The sequence below is a fragment of the Emticicia sp. C21 genome (assembly GCF_003418935.1).
GTDB lineage: Bacteria > Bacteroidota > Bacteroidia > Cytophagales > Spirosomataceae > Emticicia.
Genome location: NZ_QVMT01000004.1, coordinates 63,642 through 90,610 on the forward strand (window position 1 = coordinate 63,642; position 26,969 = coordinate 90,610).

General features: G+C 37.7%; 22 protein-coding genes. 14 read left to right on the forward strand and 8 right to left on the reverse strand.

What is annotated here, in order from left to right; genetic code table 11:
- Positions 1-38 precede the first annotated feature (38 nt).
- On the forward strand, positions 39-1,988 hold the full coding sequence (locus D0T08_RS10895) for a hypothetical protein (protein ID WP_116982664.1): 1,950 nt from the start codon (positions 39-41) through the stop codon (positions 1,986-1,988).
- 10 nt (positions 1,989-1,998) lie between these two features.
- On the opposite strand, the gene D0T08_RS10900 is transcribed toward D0T08_RS10895, so the two are convergent.
- Together D0T08_RS10900 and D0T08_RS10905 are read right to left on the reverse strand one after the other, a co-directional pair.
- Positions 1,999-3,183 carry a WD40 repeat domain-containing protein gene (locus tag D0T08_RS10900; protein ID WP_116982665.1) on the reverse strand — a complete coding sequence of 395 codons (1,185 nt, stop codon included), beginning with the start codon at positions 3,181-3,183 and terminating at the stop codon, positions 1,999-2,001.
- 175 nt (positions 3,184-3,358) lie between these two features.
- Positions 3,359-4,552, reverse strand: a complete 1,194-nt coding sequence (locus D0T08_RS10905; RefSeq protein ID WP_116982666.1) for a WD40 repeat domain-containing protein — start codon at positions 4,550-4,552, stop codon at positions 3,359-3,361.
- 149 nt (positions 4,553-4,701) lie between these two features.
- Here D0T08_RS10905 and D0T08_RS10910 point away from each other — a divergent pair, with 149 nt between their 5' ends.
- From D0T08_RS10910 to D0T08_RS10935, 6 genes are all read left to right on the forward strand, one after another.
- Positions 4,702-6,045, forward strand: a complete 1,344-nt coding sequence (locus tag D0T08_RS10910; RefSeq protein ID WP_116982667.1) for a DEAD/DEAH box helicase — start codon at positions 4,702-4,704, stop codon at positions 6,043-6,045.
- Between the two features lie 95 nt (positions 6,046-6,140).
- Entirely contained in the window at positions 6,141-7,178 is a 1,038-nt protein-coding gene (locus D0T08_RS10915; protein WP_116982668.1) for a 6-bladed beta-propeller, read from the forward strand.
- Positions 7,179-7,329: 151 nt separating this feature from the next.
- Positions 7,330-8,106: a phage tail protein gene (locus tag D0T08_RS28165; RefSeq protein ID WP_116982669.1), complete on the forward strand. Its 777-nt coding sequence runs from the start codon at positions 7,330-7,332 to the stop codon at positions 8,104-8,106.
- Between the two features lie 9 nt (positions 8,107-8,115).
- Positions 8,116-8,898: a phage tail protein gene (locus D0T08_RS10925; RefSeq protein WP_116982670.1), complete on the forward strand. Its 783-nt coding sequence runs from the start codon at positions 8,116-8,118 to the stop codon at positions 8,896-8,898.
- 5 nt (positions 8,899-8,903) lie between these two features.
- Positions 8,904-10,589 (forward strand): S8 family serine peptidase, encoded by a 1,686-nt coding sequence (locus D0T08_RS10930; protein ID WP_116982671.1) that lies wholly within the window; start codon positions 8,904-8,906, stop codon positions 10,587-10,589.
- A gap of 64 nt (positions 10,590-10,653) precedes the next feature.
- On the forward strand, positions 10,654-12,555 hold the full coding sequence (locus tag D0T08_RS10935; RefSeq protein ID WP_116982672.1) for an AAA domain-containing protein: 1,902 nt from the start codon (positions 10,654-10,656) through the stop codon (positions 12,553-12,555).
- A gap of 153 nt (positions 12,556-12,708) precedes the next feature.
- Here D0T08_RS10935 and D0T08_RS10940 read toward each other — a convergent pair whose 3' ends face one another.
- The gene (locus tag D0T08_RS10940) at positions 12,709-13,647 is read right to left on the reverse strand and encodes a LysR substrate-binding domain-containing protein (protein ID WP_116982673.1); all 939 of its coding nucleotides are present in this window, start codon (positions 13,645-13,647) and stop codon (positions 12,709-12,711) included.
- Between the two features lie 290 nt (positions 13,648-13,937).
- Here D0T08_RS10940 and D0T08_RS10945 point away from each other — a divergent pair, with 290 nt between their 5' ends.
- Both D0T08_RS10945 and D0T08_RS10950 read left to right on the forward strand, forming a co-directional pair.
- Positions 13,938-16,295 carry an ABC transporter permease gene (locus tag D0T08_RS10945; protein ID WP_116982674.1) on the forward strand — a complete coding sequence of 786 codons (2,358 nt, stop codon included), beginning with the start codon at positions 13,938-13,940 and terminating at the stop codon, positions 16,293-16,295.
- A gap of 94 nt (positions 16,296-16,389) precedes the next feature.
- The gene (locus D0T08_RS10950) at positions 16,390-16,689 is read left to right on the forward strand and encodes a hypothetical protein (protein ID WP_116982675.1); all 300 of its coding nucleotides are present in this window, start codon (positions 16,390-16,392) and stop codon (positions 16,687-16,689) included.
- Between the two features lie 95 nt (positions 16,690-16,784).
- On the opposite strand, the gene D0T08_RS10955 is transcribed toward D0T08_RS10950, so the two are convergent.
- Positions 16,785-17,861 (reverse strand): AI-2E family transporter, encoded by a 1,077-nt coding sequence (locus D0T08_RS10955; protein WP_116982676.1) that lies wholly within the window; start codon positions 17,859-17,861, stop codon positions 16,785-16,787.
- Positions 17,862-17,987: 126 nt separating this feature from the next.
- Between D0T08_RS10955 and D0T08_RS10960 the strand changes: the two genes are divergently transcribed.
- On the forward strand, positions 17,988-18,824 hold the full coding sequence (locus tag D0T08_RS10960) for a hypothetical protein (protein ID WP_116982677.1): 837 nt from the start codon (positions 17,988-17,990) through the stop codon (positions 18,822-18,824).
- A gap of 5 nt (positions 18,825-18,829) precedes the next feature.
- Here D0T08_RS10960 and D0T08_RS10965 read toward each other — a convergent pair whose 3' ends face one another.
- Together D0T08_RS10965 and D0T08_RS10970 are read right to left on the reverse strand one after the other, a co-directional pair.
- Complete coding sequence (locus D0T08_RS10965; protein ID WP_116982678.1) at positions 18,830-19,495, reverse strand: DUF1361 domain-containing protein; 666 nt, start codon at positions 19,493-19,495, stop codon at positions 18,830-18,832.
- Positions 19,496-19,552: 57 nt separating this feature from the next.
- On the reverse strand, positions 19,553-19,861 hold the full coding sequence (locus D0T08_RS10970) for a hypothetical protein (RefSeq protein ID WP_147322759.1): 309 nt from the start codon (positions 19,859-19,861) through the stop codon (positions 19,553-19,555).
- A gap of 195 nt (positions 19,862-20,056) precedes the next feature.
- Between D0T08_RS10970 and D0T08_RS10975 the strand changes: the two genes are divergently transcribed.
- Positions 20,057-21,316 (forward strand): sterol desaturase family protein, encoded by a 1,260-nt coding sequence (locus D0T08_RS10975; RefSeq protein WP_229238942.1) that lies wholly within the window; start codon positions 20,057-20,059, stop codon positions 21,314-21,316.
- A gap of 71 nt (positions 21,317-21,387) precedes the next feature.
- On the opposite strand, the gene D0T08_RS10980 is transcribed toward D0T08_RS10975, so the two are convergent.
- A complete protein-coding gene (locus D0T08_RS10980; protein WP_116982681.1) occupies positions 21,388-22,305 on the reverse strand; it encodes a patatin-like phospholipase family protein in 918 nt (305 codons plus the stop codon).
- Between the two features lie 296 nt (positions 22,306-22,601).
- Here D0T08_RS10980 and D0T08_RS10985 point away from each other — a divergent pair, with 296 nt between their 5' ends.
- Together D0T08_RS10985 and D0T08_RS10990 are read left to right on the forward strand one after the other, a co-directional pair.
- Complete coding sequence (locus tag D0T08_RS10985) at positions 22,602-23,576, forward strand: polyprenyl synthetase family protein (protein ID WP_116982682.1); 975 nt, start codon at positions 22,602-22,604, stop codon at positions 23,574-23,576.
- Between the two features lie 172 nt (positions 23,577-23,748).
- Positions 23,749-24,600 (forward strand): serine hydrolase, encoded by an 852-nt coding sequence (locus D0T08_RS10990; RefSeq protein ID WP_116982683.1) that lies wholly within the window; start codon positions 23,749-23,751, stop codon positions 24,598-24,600.
- Between the two features lie 5 nt (positions 24,601-24,605).
- Here the strand turns inward: D0T08_RS10990 and D0T08_RS10995 are convergent, their stop codons facing one another.
- Positions 24,606-25,061, reverse strand: a complete 456-nt coding sequence (locus D0T08_RS10995) for a sterol desaturase family protein (protein WP_116982684.1) — start codon at positions 25,059-25,061, stop codon at positions 24,606-24,608.
- A 165-nt stretch (positions 25,062-25,226) separates the two neighbouring features.
- On the opposite strand from D0T08_RS10995, the gene pafA reads away from it, so the two are divergent.
- On the forward strand, positions 25,227-26,858 hold the full coding sequence (gene pafA / locus D0T08_RS11000; protein ID WP_116982685.1) for an alkaline phosphatase PafA: 1,632 nt from the start codon (positions 25,227-25,229) through the stop codon (positions 26,856-26,858).
- The last annotated feature ends 111 nt before the right edge of the window (positions 26,859-26,969 follow it).

A 26,969-nucleotide genomic window follows, 5' to 3' on the forward strand; every position in this document is an offset into this window, starting at 1 on the left:
CTACTTTTGCAGTTAGCGTAAAAGACTTTATTTTTTAGATGGCTCCAACAAAAACCACAAAGCAAAATCTCTTTCTTGTTTTCTTTAGTCTTATTTTCTTTTCTTTAACAATACCTGCCGGGTATGCAGGCGCAGATATTGATGCCTCATGGCACGAGGCTCTGGTAATGGCTATTGAGAAAAACTTCGTTTTTGGCAGAGACTTCATTTTCAACTATGGCCCATTGGGTTATCTGAATACCGGACTTTTGCCTAAGACTGTTTCACATCTATTACTTGTTGCCGTAGAACTTTTTACACTTTTCAATTACCTCATTATTATTCGTCTGGCTTTTGCCAAAGCAGGTACTAAATGGTGGGTAGTAGCGATTTCGGCTTTGCTTATTTTTATGCCCTGGGGTTTTATTGCTGATACCTCTTTTACACTTTTCTATTTCTTTTTATTCTGGTTATTACATGCTCAACAAACCCGGAATTCTGTAGGGTTGCTATTGGCTTTTATCCTGTCAGTCCTGATTTTCTATATAAAAGTGAATCTGAGCATTGTCGTTTATATCATCTTCTATGCTTCTCTGATTTATTTTTATATAGCTCGCTATTTCACACTTCGCACGGTTATTATTCTTGCTGTTTTACAAATACTTCTTACATATGCACTTTCTTTTGTGCTAAATGTAGATATACCTGCTTATCTAGGGGCTAGCATGAAAATCATCGATTCATATCAGGATGGAATGGCAGTCATGCTCTTAAGTCAAGCCGAACTTCTACCGCTTCTGTTATTTGAGGGATTAATCCTGGCATTTGCAGGCTTATTCATTCTATTTACATTTCAATGGAAATCTCTTTATCTATATATCCTCGTCGCCTTAACCTGGTTTTTAAGTTTTAAGCAGTCGCATACAGCCGTAGGGCATTACAATATTTTCGGGTTCTTTTTATTTATGTCGCCTTTGGCTGTAATTTTATATTTATTCACGGCTGATAAGTATAAAATATGGGCAGGAAGGGTCTTTGTTGCTATTCTGGTTTTACAACTCTCAGCCACGCAGATTATCCGTTATTATTTAGGAGAGCATACCTTAAAAGGTTATGCCCTCACCTACCCTCCTTCAACTGTAGCCCAATCAATGAAAGAAGGTTTTAAACCAAGCCAGATTATAGATATTATCTTACAGAAAAATCCGGTCAATTATCTGAACAGGCTTTTTGCTTATCATTACGAAGATAATTTTAAGAATATCCCTACTAAGCTACCACAAACCTTACTTGATAAAATTGGTAACGCTACAGTCGATATTGTTCCGCATCAGGTAACTTATCTGTTTTTCAATAAACTCAATTATAACCCTCGCCCAATCATTCAATCATATCAGGCTAATAGCGACTGGTTGATGAAAAAAAATGGTGAGAAATACTTCTCCAAAACAGCTCCCGAGTTTGTGATTTATCATGTAGAATCTTTCCGAGAGCAGAATCCTTTCTGGGTAGAAACTGATTTGACAAAGGCTTTATTGAAGAACTATCAGCTGACAGATACCACGCTTATTGAAAAAGATACATTTTTTGTTTTTCAACATCAAGCCATCCCTAAATCACTAAAAGTAGCCAGCACAAACGGTATTATATTTAAACTCGATGAAGATATTAATCTCCCTGCTACAGATAATCCAATTGTTCTCTCTGCCAATATGCAATATAGTCTTAAAGGAAAATTGGCAAGGTTATTTTTCCAACCACCTTATTTACACTGCCTGGTTACATACGAGAACGGCAAACAGGAGAATTTCAGGGTAATTGATAAGATTTTAAGAGGAGGGATATTCGTTAGCCCGAAAGTTACAACACAGTCGGAAGCAGCCGCATTCTTTTTGAATAGTGGAAAGAGTAATCCGAAAATCAAAAAGATACGTTTCTGGGCTAAGTATGGCAGAGGGTTCGGAGAAAATTTTAAAGGTAAACTGGAAGAATATACAATGCCCCGTTAAGGGTTCCTGACTAAGGCATTGTATATCTATAAGTTTTCCAACTCGTTTCGTTTCCTGTTTTATTAACATTCACAAAAAACTCTTTCTCAGACAACCATCCAAAATTACTTGTATCTGATATTTGCCAGGTTTTTCCACTTTTCAATTCATAAATCCACAAGTCGGAATTATTAGCTACCGAACTGGCAAACAAGACATATTCATCGTTAGGCGAGAATAAAACCGATTGAATAGCATCAGGCCATTCAAACAATTTTGCAGGAGTTTTCTTGCTATCAGCTAAGTCCCATTTTACTACCTCGCGGGTCTCCAAAGTAGAGTTTGCTTTATTTCTTACCTCAATAATATTTTTACCATCTACAGTCCATTGAAAATCATGAAACGTGTCATTTGAGTAAACCCTTAAATTCTCCAAAACGGTATCATAAAGAAATAAACCTGTACTATTATAATCAGTAAAAGCCATTCTATAGCCATTAGGTGAAAAAGCGCAGTTCCAGATTCTTGAAGCTATAGGCATTTTTATTTCTATAATTTTCTCATTAGCCAAATCATAATAATCAAAGGCACGATCCTGCCCTCTGGTTGTTTCCAGAAACAAACGAGCTCCTTCTGTATAAAAACCCTTTATCCGGTAGCTTTTGCTGGCCGAATTCTTGAAAATCACTTTTCTCGTTTTATCCTTCCAGTTTTGAAGAATTACTTCACCGGTACCATCATCAACATAAGCTATATAGGGACTCGTAGGAGAACTACTAATAAACCAGCCATTTTGCAACTCCAACAGCGTTTCAAGTGGTTTTATTGTACTGGTAGTAAACATTATCTGTTTAGAAAACTCTGTTTTAACGCCATTTTTTATACCCTTTACAGCCACATAGTAAGTTTTATCTGCTTTCAGGTTATCCAGCTTTAATGTTTTTGAATTAGTGGTAGATACCAGTTTCATGTTTGAGTAGCCTGAGGCCTCCTCTGAAACCCAAACCTCTGCCTGTTCAAAAGTAGTCGCTACAGGATTAGTGCCCTTAAATGTTGTAGCAGTAATGTCAAGTATTACTTCACCATTTACTTTTCTGGCCGATACAGACATAGACGAAATTTCGTCACCTGCTGGTGGCGACGGTTCCTGTTTCTTATCACAGGCATTAATAAATAAAGCAACAACACAAATAATAATCAGGGATAGCCTTTGCATAAGATGTAATTTAAAACTGAACCTTAAATTTCGTAAAAAGCTTTGAGAAAAACACAAATCAGGTTCATTATTATGTAAGAAATCCCGACTAATAGCCTCTACCAGGTCGATATAGTCTGCACCATCTCTCCTTTAAAGATATTCAGCCGGAATTAGAGATTTACAATCGGTCCAATTAAGGCATGGTGTACTTATAAGTTTTGTAGGTAACTTCGTTTTCTGCTTTATTGCCATTCACAAAAAACTCTTTGTCAGATACCCAACCAAAATTACCGATATCTGATATTTGCCATAATTTTTTACTTTTCAATTCGCAAATCCATAAATCAGCACTATTGGCTACATAGCTACCAAATAATACATAATCTTCTTTAGGCGAAAATGTTACCCATGCTATCGTTTCATCAGGCCATTCAAATACCGAAGTTGGAACCTGACTTGCATTTGAGACATCATACTTCACAATTTCTTTGATAGTAGGCCCACTATAGACTTTATTTCTTAGCGCAAAAATATGTTTACCATCAGCCGACCAATTGAAACTATAGAAAAAACTATCGTTCGAAAATAACTTATCCACTTTATTGGTAATATCATAAATGTACAACCCTTGTCTGCTATAATCCGTATAAGCTAATTTGCTTCCATCAGGCGAAAATGAGTAGTTCCATACACGAGCATTGGCCGGTATTTCTATTGGTACAAATTTCTGAGCAGCTATATCATAATACTCAAAGGCTCTTTCAGAATTATTATTCTTTCCGGTTTCTAAAAATAATCGGCTTCCCTGGGCATAAAATCCTTTCACCTGATACCATTTGCTTTGGATATTCTTAAACAAGACTCTTGTAGATTTATCCTGCCAGTTTTTCAAAACTACTTCACCTGTTTGCTCATCCACATAGGCCAGATAAGGGCTGTTGGCTGAACCTTTCATATAATAATTACGAGTTGTTTCCACAAGGGCTGAGATGGGTTTTAACGAACTGGTAATAAACATAATAGCTTTTGAAAACTCTGTTTTTTTACCATTCTTCGTACCTTTTACAGCTACGTAATAGGTTTTGTCAGGTTTCAGGTTTTCAAGCTTTAGTGTTTTCTGTTTGGTTGTGTAGGCGAGTTTCATATTTGAGTAACCTGATGCCTCTTCCGAAATCCATACCTCGGCTTCATCAAAAGTAGTGGGCTCGGGACCAACAGGGCTCTTAAAAGTATAGGCTGATATGCCTAAAGTTACCTCGTCATTGTTTTTTTTGGCTGATACAGCCATATTTGAAATGCTACCATCGGGGTTCGGATCATTTTTTTTCCAACAAGCACTTGTCAATAAAGAAACAATAAATACGATTAGGAGTGAACTCTTTTGCATGGGGAATAGTCTTTATTAACAATGACACTAATTCCGCCGAAACGGTTGGGAGAAATTACAAATTAGGCTAAGTTTTATTATTTGACTAATTTTGCACCAAATTAATAAAGAATGTAATAGATAGTTTATATACATTCTGAGTAAAACACATGGAAAATTCTTTTGAAAAATTTGAGCTGAATCGCCAGTTATTAAATGCCGTGGCAGATAGCGGATATACAGAGCCTACCCCTATTCAGGACAAAGCTATACCGCTGATTCTGAAAGGGCAGGATGTATTAGGCATTGCTCAGACGGGTACAGGCAAAACAGCCGCTTATTTATTGCCTATACTCATGAAAGTCAAATATGCACAAGGCAGTATGCCTCGCTGTATTATTTTTGCGCCTACCCGGGAGTTAGTAATACAGATAGATAAGGCCGTAGCAGAACTAGCTAAATATACCGATTTACGTCATACAGCTATTTATGGCGGTCTTGGTCCAAAAACACAGATTGAGACTATTCAGAAAGGTATTGATATTATTGTAGCCACGCCGGGCAGATTTATGGATTTATACCTGCGTGAAGAAATAAAGGTAAAAGACCTTAAAATAATGGTACTGGATGAAGCCGATAAAATGATGGATATGGGCTTTATGCCTCAGATACGCAAGATTCTGGAGGTAATACCACGCAAAAGACAAAATCTTCTGTTTTCGGCGACATTTCCCGAAAAAGTAGAGCGATTATCAGAAGAGTTTCTGGAATTTCCTACCCGCATAGAAGTAACACCCCAGGCAACAACTGCTGAAACTGTAAAACAGCGTATGTTTGAAGTGCCTAATACGCAAACAAAAATCAATCTGCTGAAATATCTTTTTGAGAACGAGGGTGTACAAAAAGCGATGATTTTTACGAGATCGAAAGAAGTAGCCGACAATGTATATAATTCGATGGTACAGAAAATTGTGCCTTTTAGTAAAATACGGGTGATTCATGCCAATAAGGGCCAAAATACCCGTATCAACTCAATGAATGCTTTTCGTGAGGGAGAAGTACATGTGTTGGTGGCTACAGATGTAGCGTCAAGAGGAATTGATATTCCACAAGTGTCTCATGTAATCAATTTTGATGTGCCATTGATTTATGAAGACTATGTGCACCGAATCGGTCGAACCGGAAGGGCAAATCAGGTAGGTGAAGCTATCACCTTCCTGACTATTGCCGAGGAGTATCATATCAAGAAGATTGAGATGATTATTCGTATGGAAATTCCCAGAGAAGAGATTCCATCAGAAGTAGAAACAGCAGAAACGCCATTTGAAGAACGTCAGAATTATTTGCGTGAAGTTGATGACCAACGTAAAAAGGAAGACCCGACATTTAAAGGTGCCTTTCACGAAAAGAAAAACAGAAAACCGGAAGTTAAAAAAAGTAAATCTTCTTCTCCGGGTAAGAAGCCTTATAAGACTGATAAAAACAGAGGGGCAACTAAATCTAAACGCAGATAAACAGGTTCATAGAATAAAAAGCATGGTTTCTTGTAAATCATGCTTTTTTCTTATCTTTAACACAGAATTTTATCGACCATATTCAACCTCGTACTATGAACCAATACCTGAACCGTCGTGATTTTGTTAAGCTCGGAGGCTTAGCGACTGCTGCGACACTCTTGCCCGAAATGAGCTTCGGCAAAAACGATGAAATAATCATCGGCCATAATACCCATAAATACAAAGTAAAAACAGGTTGGGGGGTATTAGATGCTGCTAAAAATCCTGTGAACGACTGCCATGAAATGGTAGAAGACTCAAAAGGAAGATTGATTCTACTGACCAACGAGACCAAAAACAATGTACTCATATACGATAAGTCTGGTAAGTTATTAGAAACCTGGGGTAATTCGTATCCGGGTGGGCATGGTTTAACCATTGCCGGGCAAGGAAGCGACCAGTTTCTATTGATTTGTGATACAAGCCGCCATCAGGTGATTAAAACTGACCTGACGGGAAAGGTGATTTTCAAGATAGATTATCCGAAAGAAACTGGCGCATATGACTACCCGACGCAGTTTAACCCTACTGAAACAGCTGTTAATCCAGCTAATGGGGATATTTATGTGGTAGATGGCTATGGCCTGAACTATGTAATGCAGTATGACTCAAAAGGCAAGTTAATCAGACATTGGGGGGGTAAGGATATGTTTAAATGTAATCATGGAGTGATTGTAGATACCCGTAACAAGCAAAAGCCTACTCTTTTGGTCACTTCACGTGTAGAAAACTGTTGGAAAAGATTTTCTTTAGATGGCAATCATCTTTCGACAATTGAATTGCCCGGCACATTCATCTGCCGTCCTGTAATCAAAGGCGAAACACTTCTGGGAGCTGCTTATCGCTCTACTTCCGGTGATAATGCAAATTCTGGTTATATCACTATTCTTGATAAAAATGACCGTGTGATTTCTACGCCAGGTGGAAGTGCGCCTGTTTATACTGATGGGAAATTGGGTGTGCAAAAAAAGGAAGACCCATTCAATGTATTTATGCACCCACATGATGTTTACATGGATTCTGACGATAATATTTATGTGCCGCAATGGGCTTCTAAAAAAACCTATCCGATTAAACTGGAAAGAGTATAATATAAGTTGATAATAAGAAAAAAAGATGCACTAAACTGCATCTTTTTTTATGCCGTAAAATCGTTGGATAAAAATTTCGGGGACTTGTTGGGCCATTTTTAGGATTCTTCTTTGTAGACTCTATATTTTTGAATCGTAAAAAACTCATCTCATGAAAAAATTTCTATCATCAATAAGTACTGGTTTAATACTTTACTTTTGCTCAGTTAATATTGTACATGCGCAGTCAACCCTTATTACGCCCGGCAATAATCAGCCTAATATTACTGCTACTTCTACCAATAATGGTATTCTTGTGCCGCAAATCACACTGACCGGCAATTTAACTTCTGCTGATCCTGTTTCAAATCCAGGCGCAGGGCTTTTGATATACAATATAGGAGATAATCAGGACAAAGGTTTTTACTACTGGACAGGCTCTACCTGGCAGTTATTAGGCGGTGCTCAGCTTACTGCCACAGCACCTATCAGTATTACCTCCAATACTATCAAACTTAACTCAGGCACGGCAGCCGGACAATTACTGACCTGGGATGGTTATAACTGGGTAAATACCTATCCTAAACCGGCCGACAACTTAGATAATCGGCAACCTTACCTGACTCTTAATTTTTCTATTGCGTTACAAGGTATTTATCCTTCGCAGAACGGTTATGAGCCTTTTCTTGGAGAAATAAGCATTTATGGTTTTAATTTTGCGCCTACTGGTTGGGCTCTTTGCAATGGTCAATTATTAGCAACTGCTCAAAACGATGCACTTTTTACATTACTTGGCACCACTTACGGCGGAAACGGTACATCAACTTTTGCTTTGCCTGATCTAAGAGGTAGAGTACCCGTACATAAAGGTCAGGGCTCAGGTTTAAGCAATTATACTATCGGGCAATCAGGCGGCACTGAAACTCTTACTATTGACAATAAATACTAAAACAAGACCATGAAAAAAATCATTTCTCAACTTGGTTTTGGCTTGTTAATAGTTTTGTGTGCAACTTATATAGCTAAAGCACAGTCTACAACCATTACCCCGGGCGATTATACTCAGCCGAATATTACTGCCACTTCTACCAATAATGGTGTTCTTATACCTCAGTTAACTTTAACGGCCAGTTTAGCTAGCGCAAGTCCTGTTACAAATCCTGCCGAAGGTCTTTTAATCTATAATGTGGGTAATAATCAGGCAAAAGGTTTTTACTATTGGGCCGGAGACAACTGGGAATACATTGGAACTATAACAACCCCCACTGCCTCTGCACCTATTAGTATCGCTTCTAATAATATTAAACTTAACTCTGGTACTGAAGCCGGGCAATTACTGACCTGGGATGGGAATAACTGGATAAACACCAGCCCAAAGCCAGCCGTAAGTTTAGATAATCTTCAACCTTATCTGACTCTCAATTTTTGTATAGCCCGTCAGGGAGCATTTCCGCAAAGAAATGGTTTAGATAATTATATTGGAGAAATAAATATATTTTCGTTTGGGTTTACCCCTAAAAATTGGTCTCCCTGCGATGGACAGTTAATTTCTATCTCTCAGAATACTGCACTTTTTGCATTATTAGGCACCTATTATGGAGGTGATGGTAAAGTGACTTTTGCATTGCCTGATTTGCGTGGCAGAGCTCCTATGCACATGGGTCAGGGTCAGGGTTTAAGTTCCTATACACTAGGACAATCAGGAGGAACAGAGTCAACTACGTTGGATAATAAATACTAAAGACCTTGAAAAAATATTATATTCTTAAAGCCTGTTTTGTATTGCAGGCTTTTTTTGGGGTATATTCATCGGCCTTTGCTCAGTCCGATAAAAATATCTGGGCTTGGGAACAGATAGGCATTCCGGCAGATTTCAAAACATTGCAAGCCAAAAAAGAGGTGGTTATTGCCATTGTAGATGACGCCTTTGATCTTAATAATTCATACCTGAAACCATACTTCTATAAAAACCCTAAAGAGGTACCAGGTAATGGTATTGACGATGACAAGAATGGTAAAACAGATGATGTAATGGGTTGGGATTTTTCTGATAACGATGGAGACGTCAATCCACCGGCTCAGCATGTACAGCGATTTTCGCACGGTACTAAAGTAGCAGGCATTCTTATACAAACCTTACAAAAGCTTTGTAACCAGACTGCTGTCTTTAAAATCATACCTATTAAAACTTCCTCAGACGCCAGACAAAATAATTATATTATTGATGGATATACAGGTATAGATTATGCTTTAGACCTGAAAGCAGACATCATTATTACCTGTTGGAGTGGTGGCTTGTTTGACATTGAGAAAGAAAATATTCTTAAAAAAGCACAAAATCAGGGTACACTTATCATTGGCTCTGCAGGTAATTTTTATGCTGATACACCTCTGATGCCAGCGGCTTTTCCGTGGGTAATTGCTGTAGGTGCTACTGACCGGGAAATGCGTAAATATAAGGTTTCTAATTATGGGAGCTTTGTAGATATTTCTGCTCCATCTGATTCTATTGCTACCACTTTTCCACTTCAATCGGGTTTCACCAATTATCTATCTGCTACCTCGGCTTCAACCCCGATCATTGGCGGTGTGGTTGCCGCTTTTATGGCTACCTATCCGGATTTAAAGACACAGGATTTTGACAGATTACTTAAAAATACTGCTCAACCCATAGACCAGTATAATTCCTTATATCATGGCAAATTGGGCGCGGGTTTGGTAAATGTAACTAATCTTAAAAATTATATTGAACATCAGGAATTACCCAATCGCTTTACACAAACAAAGGCCTATCTTCCGCTATGGCAAAAAGGAACTAAAGAAACGTCTTTTGCTGTAACCCCCGTAGGTCAGTACCCTGCTTACAAACTTTTATTGTCACAGCCCTTAATGGCCAAAAATACTATCGATGTTTCGCTTTTTCTGAATAAGCAAAAAAAAGACACAACGCTGACAGCTGCGCAATTATCTCAACCTTATACTTTCAGAGCCGATTCATTTCAGGTACATTTTGCTACTAAGGCTTTCAAGGACAAAAATACCTACCTCTATTATGAGGCTCAACCAATTGATTCGAGCGGCTTGTACTGTCGAGATAAAATTACAATAAAAGGCGAAGAGGGTTATATTGAGGATGGTAGCGGAGCAGAGAATTATGCCAACCGTTGCAATTGTAAATGGTTGATTGAAGTACCTAAAGGGAAGAAAATCAAAATTAATTTTGAAAAATTTGATACCGAAGCCAAAACAGATCAGATATATTTCTTTGCAGAAGATGGTACGGAACAACCCATTTTAGCCATTTTCAGCGGCCCGAATATCCCTCCGATTATTACCAGTTGGTATAATAAAGTGCTGATATGGTTTGTGAGCAACGAATCTACAAGTGCTAAAGGCTGGAAATTGCATTATCAGGCGATTGATGATAAATAGTGTTTTCTACGTCTGAATCGCTCCTTTCTTCACAAAGCAAGTTTTTAATGCGTACCTTTGTGACATGAATTACTTCAGGAAACTATTGGATTTGCTCAGAATTGAGCGCGAAGAAGACCATAATCAATATATAAAACTCACCGAACAAAGCTCTGTTGCCGAACGAAGAGCTAATGGATTAAGCTGGTATCCGATTGCTATCAGGGGAATGGAAATGAGCAGGGGTGACTACCTGACTGTAGAAGTGGAGCGAACTACCCATCAGGATATTGCTCATCAATTAAGAACAGGAATGCCTGCTGTGCTTTTCAGTAATCATGATGCAAAGAACGACCGGGTTGAAGGTACTATCTCCTTTCAGAACAATAATCGCCTGAAAATAACTCTACGAACTGATGAATTACCGGAATGGAGTCGGGATGGGAAATTAGGTATAGACGTTCTTTTCGATGATAATAGTTATGACGAAATGCAGGATGCTTTGAAACAGGCATCTGCTATAGCCGAAAGGAATGAAGGGAAACTAGTAGATATATTAATCGGTGAAAAAGCACCAACTTTTCATACCGAAAAACCTCAGTTCTTCGCTAAGAACTTAAATGAATCACAGTCAGAGGCAGTTGAGAAAATATTACAAGCTAATGAATTAGCTATTGTGCATGGCCCCCCGGGTACTGGTAAAACCACTACATTAGTGCAAGCCATTAAGGCCTTGATTCATAAAGAACATAAGCAGGTATTAGTAGTTGCGCCAAGCAATACCGCCGTTGATTTATTGAGTGAGAAACTTCATTTAGAAGGATTAAATGTAGTAAGAGTGGGGAATCCGGCCAAGGTAACTGAGCGATTGATGTCATTGACTTTGGATAGTAAGATGACTGAGCACCCCATGATGAAAGAGGCTAAAAGGCTCAAAAAACAGGCTCAGGAATACAAAAACATGGCGCATAAGTATAAGCGCAACTTTGGCAAATCTGAGCGCGACCAACGCAAATTACTCTTTGATGAAGCCCATAAGATTATGAAAGAGGTGGGTAACTCGGAGCAATATATCATTGATGATATAGTTGCCAAAGCGCAGGTAATAACTGCTACGTTGGTTGGTTCCAATAACTACACTATCAGAAATCTCAAATTCCAGACGGTGATTATTGATGAAGCCGGACAAGCCTTAGAGCCTGCCTGTTGGATACCCATCCTGAAAGCAGAGAAAGTAGTATTGGCAGGTGACCATTGCCAACTACCTCCTACCATCAAATCAAATGAAGTAGCCAAACAGGGGCTTGCTACTACCCTACTCGAAAAACTGGTAACACTCCACCCGGAAGCAGTGGTTCTGTTAGAAGAACAATACCGGATGAATGAGCAGATTATGGGTTTCTCCTCTAAGGTATTTTATGAAAATCGTCTGAAAGCCAATAAGGCCGTAGCCAATCATTTATTGTTCGATGAAGATACACCAATTGCTTTTGTTGATACAGCCGGTTGTAGTTTTGATGAAAAATTGGATGGAACCAGTACAACCAATCCTGAAGAAGCCATATTCTTATTTAAGCACTTGAGTATATTGGCAGAACAATTGAAGAAGCACTATAAGCCTGAAAATTTTCCGACTATTGCTATTATTTCGCCGTACAAACAGCAAATTAATCTGCTCCAGTCGCAATTAGTGCAATCACCTGATTTGCAGGATTATTTTATTAAGATTTCTGTAAATACAATAGATAGTTTCCAGGGACAAGAGCGGGATATTGTCTACATCAGCATGACCAGAAGCAATAGTGAGGGAAATATCGGATTTCTTTCTGATATCCGACGTATGAATGTAGCCATGACCCGCGCCAAAAAGAAACTGGTGATTATTGGTGATAGCGCAACTCTGGCCTCGTTTCCTTTTTATGCCGATTTCATCGCTTACGCCGAACAATTAAATACTTATCAGAGTGCATGGGAGTTTATGGAGTAGATAATAATTGAGTGAATGAGTGAGTTAGTGATTGAGTGAGTACTTTAGTAATGTACTTAAAAGTATTAAACAGGCCATTTATTGATTTATAAGCTAATTCCTATTCAGAATTAATCACTAAATCTCTCAAACACTCAATCACTAAATTTTTCCCTATATCTCAACCACAAACTGCTCGGCGGGTTTTTCAGGTATAAATTTCGCTACAGCCTCTGTTATCTCCTGTTTCAGTACTTCAAGCAATTTGGTTTTGATAAAATGCCTATAGGTAACCAGACTGATTTCACGAACGGGTACAGGCGCCATAAATTCCCGTATCTGACTTTTCCGTTTTTCGTCAAAAGTATTCATCGCTAGTTCAGGAATAACCGTAATGCCTTTATTGATCTCAACTATTTTTAGCAGAGACTCTATACTTCCGGCTTCGTATTCCAGATTACCTAAATCGGTATTTTTATTTCGTAATTCGCATAAATTCATCATTTGGGAGCGCAAACAATGCCCTTCTTCCAATAACCATAGGCGATTCACATCAATATCTTCCGGCAGAATATACTGCTTGTTCAGTGTCTCTTCATTACCCGATACAAAGGCCACTAATTTTTCATAAAACAAAGGATATTCTTTCATGCCCTCTGCCGCTATAGGTGTTGCCAGAATGCCCACATCAATCAAATCATTACTTAATTGCTCAATAATCTGATTGGTATTCAACTCACTGATACGGATTTTTACCTGTGGGTATTTTCTGAGTAAATCGTAAAGGAATAAAGGCAAAAGATAAGGTGCCAGTGTAGGTATAATGCCTATACGGAGTTGTCCCTGTACTTCGTTTTTGATAATCTTAGCCAATTCTTTCAAGTGTCCTGTTTCTCTTAAGATTACTTGTGCCTGGGCTATAATTTTCCTACCAATGTCTGTGGGCACTACAGGTTGTTTACTTCTATCGAAAATGATTACTTCTAATTCTTCCTCCAGCTTCTTAATCATCATGCTCAAGGTTGCTTGTGTAATAAAGCAGGCATCAGCGGCTTTCAGGAAGTGGCGGTGTTTATCTACCGCTACTATATATTCCAATTGTTGTAAATTCAAGATTTATAGATTTTATCTATACAAAGATAGAACACTTAAATATCATTGAACAGTATACTCTATCAAATTTCTATTCGCAAACCACAAACTAAGCTACTATTTAGGTATTCGCTTAAGTGTATTACTTATAAAGACATCTTAAAACACTTGTCCATATTTGAACAAAGAATGTCCGTTTATGGACATTTAAGACCCTTACAATACACATAAACAACTAATAATCAATCATTTACTTTTTTGGCATAGGCTTTGCAAATATATAAACATAGACCTATTCTCAATACAAAATTATGATAAGTAACTACTTAAAAATTGCCTGGCGGAATTTGTGGAAAAACAAAACATTCAGCCTTTTAAACATTATGGGTTTGGCTTTGGGGATGGCTTGCAGCCTTTTGATTATGCTCTGGCTGCAGGACGAAATCCAGAAAGATAAATTCCATAAAAACGGCAAACAATTGTACAGAGTAATGGAAAATCAGTTTTATGCTGGTGAAACCGTTACTTATGCTTCTACACCGGGGATTCTTTCACAGCATATTACAAAGGATATTCCTGAAATTGAAATGGCAAGCCAGATGCTTTGGGAAGAATACCCACTGTTTACGGTTGGCGATAAGTTTGAGAAAGAAAAAGGAAGATACGTAAACGGCGATTTCCTGAACATGTTTACGTTTGAGTTAGAAAAAGGCGATGCCCGCACTGCCCTTAAGCGCCCTGACGGAGTTGTCATTTCTAAAAAACTGGCCGATAAATACTTCCCTAACCAGGACCCACTGGGAAAAATCATCAGAGTAGATAACAAAGATGATGTGATGGTAACAGGTGTATTAAAAGAAATTACAGAACAATCGTCGCTTAAATTTGATTTTCTGATGAGCTTTGAGCGTTGGCAGAAAACCAATGAATGGTCGAAAGAATGGGGCAACAACGGGCCAAGATGCTATGTGATGTTGAACAAAAATGCGTCGCTTGATAAAGTACAGGCTAAAGTAAAAGGTTATATCAAAACCAAAAATAAAGATAGCAATGTAGAGTTGTTTTTACAGCCTTACGAGGATGTGTATTTGTACTCAAACTACAAAGCCGGAATCCAGGATGGTGGTAGAATCGATTACGTAAAAATGTTTACCATTATTGCCATTTTTATTCTTGTAATTGCCTGTATCAATTTCATGAATCTGGCAACAGCACGTTCCATTAAACGTGCAAAAGAAGTTGGGGTGAGAAAAGTTGTAGGGGCAGTACGCTATTCGTTGATTGCGCAATTCTTAGGCGAATCGCTGATCATCGCTTTCTTAAGTTTGGTTTTTGCGGTTTTTATTGTTTTTCTGATGTTGCCAGCATTCAATACGCTTACAGAGAAGCACCTGAATCTTGATTTCACAGACCCTCTGTTTTTGTTAATTCTATTAGGTTTGACGATTGTGACAGGTATAGTAGCAGGTTCTTATCCAGCGTTGTTCATGTCTTCTTTAAGACCTGTAGTAGTTTTGAAAGGAGCCTTGAAATTCAAACCAAGCGCCACTTTCTTCCGTAAAGGCCTGGTAGTTTTTCAGTTTGCGCTTTCTATTATGCTCATTGTAGGAATGTTGGTAGTATATCGCCAGATAGAATACATTCAGAGCAAAAACCTGGGTTTTGACCGTGAAAACATGTTATATATGCCATTAGAAGGCGATCTGTCAACTAATTTCATTTCGTTCAAACAAGAGTTGACCAATATGCCAGGTATTAAATCGGTAACCTGCTCACAGGCTGACCCGTTAGAAGTGGGAAGCTCAACACAAGGGGTTAACTGGGCAGGAAAAGATACAACCAAGATAATTTTATTCTCGCAGAATCCTGTTTCTTATGACTATCTGACAACGATGGGTATCAAACTAAAAGATGGCAGAGATTTCTCTACTGCTTTCAGCACTGATACTTCTAACTACATCATTAACGAAGAAGCTGCGAAAAAAATGGGCATGAAAGACCCGGTAGGCAAGGAAATGTTTATGTGGGGCAGAAAAGGAACAATAGTTGGTTTGGTAAAAAGTTTCCATATCAACTCTTTACACGAAAGTATTCCTCCGTTGATTCTTAATATGCAGAGAGGGAAAAATTATTGGGGACAAGTGATTGTAAGAACACAAGCCGGACAAACCAAAGAAGCTATTGCGAGTATGGAAAAGGCTTTTAAGAAGTTTAATCCTCGTTTCCCATTTTCGTATAAATTCACAGATCAGGAGTTTGCAGCCCAATATAAAGGCGAAAACGTAGTGAGTAAACTAGCCAATTACTTTGCTTTCTTAGCCATATTTATCTCCTGTTTAGGTTTGTTTGGATTGGCTATGTTCACAGCCGAGCAACGTACCAAAGAGATTGGTGTAAGAAAAGTATTGGGTGCAAGTGTAGTAAGTATTACAGCCATGCTATCAAAAGACTTTTTGAAACTGGTATTGATTTCGGCCATAATTGCATTCCCGTTAGCCTGGTATCTGATGAAGAACTGGTTGCAGAAATATGCTTATCGCATCGAAATTCAGTGGTGGTTTTTCCTTGTAGCAGGAATATTAGCCTGTTTGATTGCTTTATTAACTGTGAGCTATCAATCAATCAAAGCAGCATTAATGAATCCTATAAAATCTCTTAAAACGGAGTAAATCGCATGGGGTATGGAGCGTAGGTCATGGGGACAAATATCCTCTTGCCATATGCCCTTACCCCTCTGCCCTATGCTCCATAAACCAACGAAGCATGGCACATATAGCAATCCCGATTCCGTCGCTTCCGGGTAAGCAGGACATCGAAATCGAAGTTACCATTAATGGTTTAAAACAACAGCTCCACTACCGTGTTGAGCTTTTCTATTGGGATGAATGCGAGTTCCCAACGGTTGACCGTGCAGAGTGTATCAGGAATATGTTGTCGAGGTATGATCAGGACTGGACCCTGTATTATATCGGCTCTCCTACCGAAGCCTTTGTACCGATTACCTTTGTAAAAAGAGCAGATTTGCCTTTGCAGAGAAAATTAACAAAAGGGGTAGAACTATGATATAAACTCTACAGTTATTAACCTTAATTACAACTAAGACATCATTAATGCTTCCTTTTATAGGTTCTATAAAAGGAAGCTCATTTTTGTTTTATCTATCCTCTGCGTTTCCTGACATCTACATGGTCGGCGTCACCAATCAAAAAGCCATAAGGCCTTAGTCCCTCAATCGAATCAAAAATTACTTTAATAATAGCCGTAATTGGTAAGGCAAGTACCAAGCCCGAAAGTCCCCATAGATTACCAAAAATAATCAAGGCAATAATAGCCGCCATTGAGTTGATACTTACCTTAGAACCTACCACATAAGGTGTAATAAAGTTACCTTCTAAGAACTGTACCCCACCAAACAAAGCAGCAACCCCTAATGCGTACCATGCTGAGTCTTTAGTAATCAAGGCAAATATTATGGGCAATAGCGAGCCGATAGCTACGCCTATGTAGGGAATAAGCACCAGAATAGCTGCAAAAAAACCGAAGAAAAAGGCATGTTCAATACCTAAAATAAGCAGACCCAAAGTGTTAAGAATACCGATAATGCCGATTACTATTATCAATCCTACTACATAATTCACTACTACATCTTTTACTTTTTTCAAAACAACATCTACCCGATGATTGCTCACAGGTTTCAAAGCCTTATAGAAAAATACACGTATAAAATCACGGTAAAGTAATAGTAAAAAGACATAAAGAGGGATTAAGGTAAGATTGCCTAATAGCCCGGTTGTGGTCGAAAGTGTATTAGTAATTAAGTCGCTGTTATTCTTTAAAAATTCAGTAAGATATTTCTGTCCTTCTATACGCTGTTTGGTACGGCTGATATGGAAATTATCCCGAATCATAAATTGAAAATCGCGATACCATTTTTCAGCTTTTTCTGACAGTTGTGGTAATACTTCTTCCAAATCCATTATCTGGGTATAAATAATGTAGAAGAACAATGTCATAAAGCCTAAAGTCAGCAAAATAGCTACTGTAATAGCTAACCACCTCGGGCAACCATATTTTTCTAAGAACTGTGAGACAGGTACCAGCAACAAAGCAATTATTCCCGAAAAAGTCAATGGAATAAGCAAATCCCGCAAGATATACATGCCATAAATAACAATTACCAGGGAAATCAGAATATAAGCAAGACGCGTATAAAATGGCTGTTGGCGTGGTAGCATAACAATAGGTTAGAAAATAATTAGAGACTATTTATGGGTACCTGTTTTCAAACAATCCAAAATTAACTAACTTGTTGACTAAATTCAAACTTTTAGAAAACGATTTGATCATACTATTACAATTACATGTTTCTTTATAAAATTTATATGCTGCTGTTTTCGATGAAAGTTGCGCTGTGCAATTGTCATTCCGAAATAAATAAAAGTGGTTTTCAGGCTGCCAAAACCCAGTATACTATCACAAAAACAGGCCGTATGCCTGTATGTATCAACGAAAATTCCGGCCTTACTCCTGCCTGGCAGGAAAATTATTACTGGACACATAATGACGGAGGTGGGAATACTGAACTATATATGATTGACAAAAGAGGTTATATTTTCGATACCTTATTTGTCAATGACTCGCAGAATATTGATTGGGAAGAGCTAACCAAAGACGACCAGGGGAATATCTATATCGGTGATTTTGGTAATAATAGTCAAGCACGCCAGGACTTGAGCATCTACAAACATAAAAACAGCAAAACTGAAAAAATTACTTTCCACTATGCCGACCAGACGGAGTTTCCGGCTCAAAAACGCGTCTTCGACTGTGAAGCATTTTTCTGGTTTAAAGGTAATCTTTACCTTTTCTCGAAAGACTGGTCTAATACGCATCACACCAAGCTATACGTAATGCCGGATAAAGCCGGAGATTATGCTATAAGCCCGAAAGACAGTGTCTTTTTAAAAAGCCCCATAACGGCTGCCGATATAAGCCCCGATGGAAAGGAGTTTGCTTTGCTCTCTTATGGGAAGATTTACATTTTCGAAATTGCTAATAATGAGATTAATTTCTCAAAACCAAAGTCGTGCATTAAAATAGGTCGTGCTCAAATGGAAGCGCTTAATTATACAAGCAATACAGATTTTATCATGACCAATGAGCAACGGAAGATATATACGGTAGTACGAAATAAGTAAAACACTTATTTCAACTGTATTTGTTTCGTTTCTGTATTTTGAGTAGGACCAAAATTGCGATAAGCCAGATAAAAACCCAAGATAACAAAACCATAAGTACTTGTCAGTTTAAATGCCATCGGATTCTTAAATTGATGGAGTACTCTTCTTGCAAACCAGAGAGGTTCATTAAATAAATCCCAGCTATTTAATCGGCAGTATCTGCCTAAATAAATACCAAAACCTAATAGAATCACACTACTTATAACCGCACTCCATGCCTGTACTTTACCAAGCATGAGTTCAAGGCTTTGATGTACAATGCTTAATGAACTCAAGCCAATCAATAATCCTGTGACAGCAAAAGTAAAAACCAATAGACTATCGAACCATAGGATATTCTGAGAATAGCCTTTCAAATGCAATAAATCTGTAATAATATAAGGGGCATTCGGGAAAAACAATAGCCATAAGAAAAGCATTAAATAGGCTAATAGCCGATAATTCTGCTTCACAGCATGATAACTTATCTGAGCCAGAATAAGGGGAATCCATGCCAAAAAAAGATTCCACGACAAAAAACTATATTTTATATTGCCTTTTAGTAAAATACGGCCAATAATGAATATACTACATAAGGCTGTCAGAAAAATTAAACCTTTGGTTGCGCGATTGAATGAGATACTAGGCATAATGATATTTCCTTAATAGAGCTTTAAAATAAATTTTTGAATTATGTAATTTCTAAACTAAACACCTGCCTCTCTACGTCTCCACCATTTTATTAAAGGGTTTGCAATTAAGGATATAAGAAGAACCAACACCATCTGTAAAAACATAAAAACTAAAACTCCCAAGATAGCCCCTATTCCTTTTTCATCATGCCATACATAACGACTTAAATAATAAATTCCTATTATCCCGGAAATAAAAATCAGAAAATTAATCACGACAAATATCCAATAATAGTTTTTCTTAACTTCTGCCAAATGCTTAGCAGAAAAATGTATGCAAATGATTAACAACGAGATTAGCACAAGAATAAATGTAAGAATCATAGCCGTAGTTGTTTGTATAAGGTATAACAGGTTTTTTAGCCCAATAGTATTAAGCAACTAATCTAACACTAAAATTTGACAACAATTCGTTTCACTAAAAAACTTTACAATTTCTTAGAATATTACTAACTTGCATCATAAATATTATGCAAGCATACTATAATGGAAACCTACGGCAAAATCCTTAACATTGCTATGCCTATATTTCTGGGTTTAGTATTGTTAGAAAAAATCTACGGCTGGTTCACAAGAAAAGAATCATTCAAAACGATGGATATGCTTTCGAGCATGACCTCGGGTTATACCAATATCATCAAAGATGTATTAGGTTTAAGCATCTCCTTGCTTACTTACGATTATATGGTGAAACATTGGGCCATCTATAAAGTAGAATCCACCATTTGGGTATATATAATAGCTTTTATTGCCTTAGATTTTTCAGGGTACTGGGTACATCGCCTGAGCCATCAGATTAACTTTTTCTGGAATAAACATGCCATTCATCATAGCAGCGAAGAGTTTAATCTGGCCTGCGCCTTAAGGCAGAGTATCTCAACCTTTGTCAATCTCTTTACGGTTTTCTTGCTGCCCGCAGCGCTATTGGGAGTAGATGGCAAAGTGATCGCTACTGTGGCACCTTTGCATTTATTTGCCCAATTCTGGTACCACACAGTGTACATCCGCAACATGGGTTTTCTGGAAAAAATCATTGTTACCCCTGCTCACCACCGGGTACACCACGCCATTAATTCTGAGTATTTAGACAAGAATCACTCTCAGATATTCATCATCTGGGATAAGCTCTTTGGTACTTTTCAGGCAGAATTACCGAATGTGCCACCTGTATATGGCATTACTCGTCCGGTTAGTACATGGAATCCTATCAAGATTAATTTTCAGCATCTATGGCTCTTGATACAGGATGCTTACAGAACTGATAGTTGGAGAGATAAACTACGCATCTGGTTTATGCCAACGGGTTGGAGACCTGCCGACGTGCTTGATAAATATCCGGTACATAAAATAGAAGACCCTTATCATTTCGAAAAATATGCACCAAAATCATCCTTATTGATGCAGATTTGGATATGGATACAATTCCTTTTTACTTTTGCTTTGGTCAGCTATTTCTTTGCCAATCTGGCTAGCATCGGCAGCCCGAATATATTTATCTATGGTGGTTTTATCTTCCTGATTGTATTCAGCTATACTGAACTAATGGACAGAAATCCTTATGCTTTGTTGTATGAAACACTCAAGAATATCGTAGGCTTAGTGATTATCTATCAGATGGGTAGCTGGTTTGATATCAATGAGAAATTGTCTTGGGCTACCGCAGCTATTGCTGCTTATTTTATTCTTTCGACATTAGTAACAGCCTACTTTGTATGGTTTGATTTACGTAAAGATAAGGTTGTGAGTGAAATAGCTTTTTCTGAAGCGGTGCAGTCTTAATGTAGATTTATATAAACAATAATAGCCGAAAATATCTATTTTCGGCTATTATTGTTTATAAGTGATACCTCCTAAACTCTTTCAAACAATTTCTTATAAGCATGTTCATAACCCTGCTTAATAACTTCTCTGATATCTTTTGAACTAAAGTCTGTCAATTCTAAGTGGATAGGCTCATCAGGGCGTATAATAGTCAGGTTGACTTTTCTGGCTAATTTAAATGAGCCTATACTCATATAATTTTCTGCATAGTTTTCTGCCCAGTCAATATCACTATTTTCAAACTGATTTACGGTAATATCTTTTACACGCTCAATCAGACTCAAAAAACTTCTATAATTAAAATGCTCCATCGGACGATGTTTCGGGTGTGTAGCAATACAATATATCTCGGTAGCACCATCTTCAATGGCTTTTTTCACAGGTACTACCTCTCTCAATCCTCCGTCCATATAAGCCTCCCGATGGTCGCCGCCAATTTGTATGGCAGGCATAATAAAGGGTAAAGAGCTACTTGCCCGAAGATAATCCAGAAAATATTGCTCCAGCGGGTCAACATACTTCATTTCGCCGGTATTAATATTTACAGCTCCTACTTTCAGGTAAATAGGGCTACGGCGAAGTGTATTAGAATTAATATATTTTCTTAACTTATCGTGTAGCGGATTGGTATCAATCAAGCCATCGAAACGACTCATAATGGTATCAATACCTAAAGAAAATCTTGATTTCAGAATACCTATATCAGAAGGTTTAGTAATATTTTCAAGCCAGAATCTTAATAGTTTTTTATTGACCACATCCCAGTTAATTTCTCCTTTCTCGATGTATTGCGCGCCTGCTTCATTGACCATAAAACTGGCATTCAATGCACCTGCAGAAATACCGTAAATCATTTCGGGTCTGAATCCTGTTTCTAAAACTGCCTGAATTGCGCCTACTTGCCATGCTCCCTTCAATGAGCCACCGCCCAATACTAATGCCTTCATGTATAATGGTTAAAATTGAATAAGCGAATTAGTGAATAATTCGTAAATATTTCAAATATAACATCCAAAATTAAATTTGGCTATCAGTCTAATGCGTTTTATATTTGAACCAAATTTGAACATCGGCTTGAATAGTTTATTTATTAATGTTGGGAATTGAAGATTTAAGATAATTATTAGTTTTTTTTGCATAAAAACACTAAACTTTATACAATTTGCTTAATTCTGCATTAAAAATCAGTTTTCGGTCGTAACATTGTACCAATAGAGTAAGGTACTGACTTACTCACGTCTTCATGTCTTTAAATATAAAGCAAATACAGGCTCCTATTGAGCAGGAATTGAAGGTTTTTGAGAAGAAATTCCGTCAGTCTATGAAAACTGACGTCATGCTTCTAGACCAGATTATGAACTACATCGTACACCGCAAAGGGAAACAAGTACGACCGATGTTTGTTTTTCTGATGGCTGGTACAATAGGCACTATCAGCGAATCAACGCACCGCGGGGCTGCTATGATAGAACTCCTGCACACAGCTACTTTAGTACATGACGATGTGGTGGATGATTCTAATTATCGCCGAGGTTTCTTCTCAATCAATGCCCTCTGGAAAAATAAAATAGCCGTATTAGTAGGAGATTATCTTCTCTCTCGTGGATTATTACTAAGTGTGAATAATAAAGAGTTTCACCTGCTTGAAATCATGTCGACAGCAGTGAAAGAAATGAGTGAGGGTGAGCTTCTACAGATGGAAAAAGCCCGGAGGCTTGATATAACTGAAGACTTATACTATGAGGTAATCCGCCAGAAAACTGCGTCCTTGATTGCTTCTTGCTGTGCAGCAGGCGCAGCTTCAGTAAGCGCCGATGAAGCCACTATTGCTAAATGCAAACTTTTAGGTGAAAAAATCGGTATGGCTTTTCAGATAAAAGATGATTTGTTTGATTATGGCGATGCAGAAATAGGTAAACCAACCGGTATTGATATTAAGGAGAAAAAAATGACCTTGCCACTCATTTATGCCTTAAATCATGCTACATGGTCTGAAAAAAGAAATATTATTAATTTGATAAAAAATCATTCCGAAAACCCTAAAAAGGTTGAGGAAGTGATTACCTTTGTAAAAAGCTCTGGTGGTATTCACTACACCACCGAAGTAATGAAACGCTACGTCGACGAAGCTAAAGAGATTCTGTTTACTTTCCCCGACTCCATTTTCCGCCAATCTTTACATGATCTGATTCAATTTACTATTGAACGGACTAAATAAATAGAATATTCAGAACTGAACATTTATTCTATTTATACAATTGATACAGTACGTGCAATTCTTACAAAAAAATCAATTCGGAGTATATGTTCTATACGTTCAGTAAATTTCCATTATCCAATCTTATCGATTTATATTAAATAAATAATATATTCTAAATTTTCAGAATAAAATGAAAATATATTTATTTCCTCTTTTGCTCACTATCTATTCTACACTCTCTTTTGGTCAAAATTCATCCGCACGCAAGGTAGATATTAACAGAATCAACGATTATTTATCCAGACTTCCCTTTTCAATTAAGGTAAGCATGTCGGTAGAAAGTGTTTCAGGGGATAAATACTTTACCTTGCGACCTGATGTAACTGTTCCGGCGGCCAGTGTTATCAAAGTTCCGATTTTGATGGAATTGATGGAGCAAGTGAAAGCAAAGAAGATTAACTTAAATGCTATTCATATTTTACAGGCTTCTGATAAAGCAGGAGATTCCAGTATCATCGCCGATAAACCTGCTGGCACTCAGTTAACAATTCGTGAATTAGCGCAGGAAATGATACATTCGAGCGATAATACTGCCACTAATATTCTGATTAAAGAAGTAGGCATGGAGGATGTCAATCAAAATTTAATGCGCTTAGGTAGTACAAAAACAAAACTTAACCGTATTATGCTAGATACTTTAGCAGTAAAACAAGGGCGGCAGAACTGGGTAAATGCTCTAGAGATCAATGATTTATTACGGAAGATTTATAATAAAAAGGTAGCAACTCCGGCGTTGTGTGATGAGATGATTGTCATATTGAAAAATTGCAGAGATAAAACCACGATTCCGAGAAATTTGCCTGAAGATTTAGCCATTGCCCATAAAACCGGAGAATTAAGTTATGTACGTGGCGATGCCGCCATTGTTTATACCAAGCAACCTTTTATAATTTCTATTTTTGTAGAAGGATTTAAAGACCTTAGCCAGGCAGAACAGATTATCGGAGATTTGGCAGAAATCTGTTGGGAGAACCTAAAATAGAGATATTACTCTCGTTTTTTAGGTTCATACTTTTCAGGCGCATATAAGAAACCAAAAGCCTCTGCGCCATCTTTTGTATGTACTCTGTGATGGATATAATGGGCATTCATGATTCGTTTCATGTATTTACTTTTGGCCACAAACTTTATTTTTACTCTGCGATGCACGATAATATCATGAAAAACAAAATAAGCTACTCCGTAGCAGGTAACTCCGGCACCTATCCAGGTCAGATACCAGAAATCAGAATTGATATTACCATAAATAATACTTGACGCGGCTACTATACTGAATACCACAGCATAATAATCATTTTTCTCAAAAAAACCTTTGTGGTGTTGATGGTGGTCTTTATGCCAGTTCCAACCGAAACCATGCATGATGTATTTATGAGCAAACCAGGCCATAAACTCCATAAAACAGAAAGTACCTAAAACAATCAAAGCTTTAATTAAGAACATTTTAATATTAGGATATGAGGTTTAAATCTATGAAATCGTCTATCTTGTCTTCTTAACACAAAATTAGCATGGATTGTTTGATTTTGCTTGCAGAAGATTTCTAATTTTGAAGTCTGTTTCAACCCGTAACACCAATACAATTTTATAAATAATCAATTATTTACAATGAAACGTTTCACATACCTACTACTCTTACTCAGCCTGCCGATTTTTGCGCAAAAAACGCAAAAGGCCACTGCTCCAACAAAACCTAAACTGGTTTTAGGAATCATGGTCGACCAGATGCGTTACGATTATCTCTATCGTTATTATAGTAAATACAGCGAAGGTGGTTTTAAGAGATTGATGAATCAGGGTTTTAACTGCCGCAATAACCATTATCACTATGCCAGTACCATTACAGGCCCTGGTCACGCAGCTGTTTATACAGGTTCAGTTCCGGCAGTGAACGGAATTATTGGTAACGATTGGTATGATCGTTTTCTTGGCAGAACAGTATATGTAGCCGAAGATACGACTGTAGTAGCCGTAGGAACAGATGCAGCAGGGACAGAAGGTAAACGCTCACCTGTAAATATGAAAACCACTACTATTACCGACCAACTGAGATTAGCTACGCAATTTAAATCTAAAGTAATTGGTATCGCAGCTAAAGACCGTGGAGGCATTTTACCGGCAGGGCATTCAGCCAACGCGGCTTATTGGTTTGATGGAAAGTCAGGCAACTGGATTTCGAGTACTTATTATATGACTGACTTACCTCAGTGGATGAAAGATTTCAATGCAAAGAAATTACCAGATTATTATAAATCACAAAAGTGGGAAACGCTTCTGCCGATTGCTCAATATACTGAGAGCGACGAAGATAACCAGGAATACGAGAATGTAATGTCTGGCGAAAAATTGCCGATATTCCCGCATTCTATTGCTAACAATAACGCTATTCTTACCTCTCCTTTTGGTAATAATATGACCAAAGAAATAGCTTTGGCAGCTTTGAAAAACGAGAAAATGGGACAAGGTGCTTTTACAGATTTCTTATGCGTAAGTTTCTCATCTCCTGATTACGTTGGCCACGCAACCGGAACACGCTCTATTGAGGTAGAAGATACTTATCTACGTCTTGACCGTGATATTGAAGAGATTCTTAACTATTTAGATACCAGTTTAGGAAAAGGTAATTATACAGTTTTCTTAACTGCGGACCATGCTGCCGCCGATATTCCTGCATTTTTAAATAAAAACAAACTACCTGGTGGTGTCTGGATGGGTGCTAAAGAAGTAAATTACTTGAATGGCCAGTTGGTTGAGAAATACGGTGCAGGTAAATGGATATTATCAACAGATAATTACCAGATTACAATGAACCGCGAATTGATGAAGAAAAACAAGGTGGAAATGAACGAAGTATTTAAACTGGTACAAGATGAACTGCTATCAATGGGTTCTCCGGTTTATCAGGTAGTTAATTTCCATGATATGGCTAATACTGTCATTCCTCCATTCTACAAAACTTTGGTTGAGAATGTGTATAACCCAAAACGTAGTGGTGATTTTATGGTATTACTAGAGCCGGGTTGGTTCCATGGAGGGAGTAAAAAAGGCACTACCCACGGCACTATGTGGCAATATGACCGCCACGTACCACTTTTATGGTATGGTTGGAATATCCCGGTTGGTGAAACAACCAAGCAAACCTACATTGCCGATATTGCTGCTACTTTGGCGGTTCTACTCAAAATACAGGAACCAAGTGGTTGTATAGGTACACCTATTGAACCGATATTCAAGAAATAATAGATTAGATATATTTCGCATTAAAACGTTCTTTCAGGCAATGAAAGAACGTTTTTTTATTTACAGGAAATTCTTTCCTGTAAATAAACTTTTCCTCTTTAATTTGCAGTA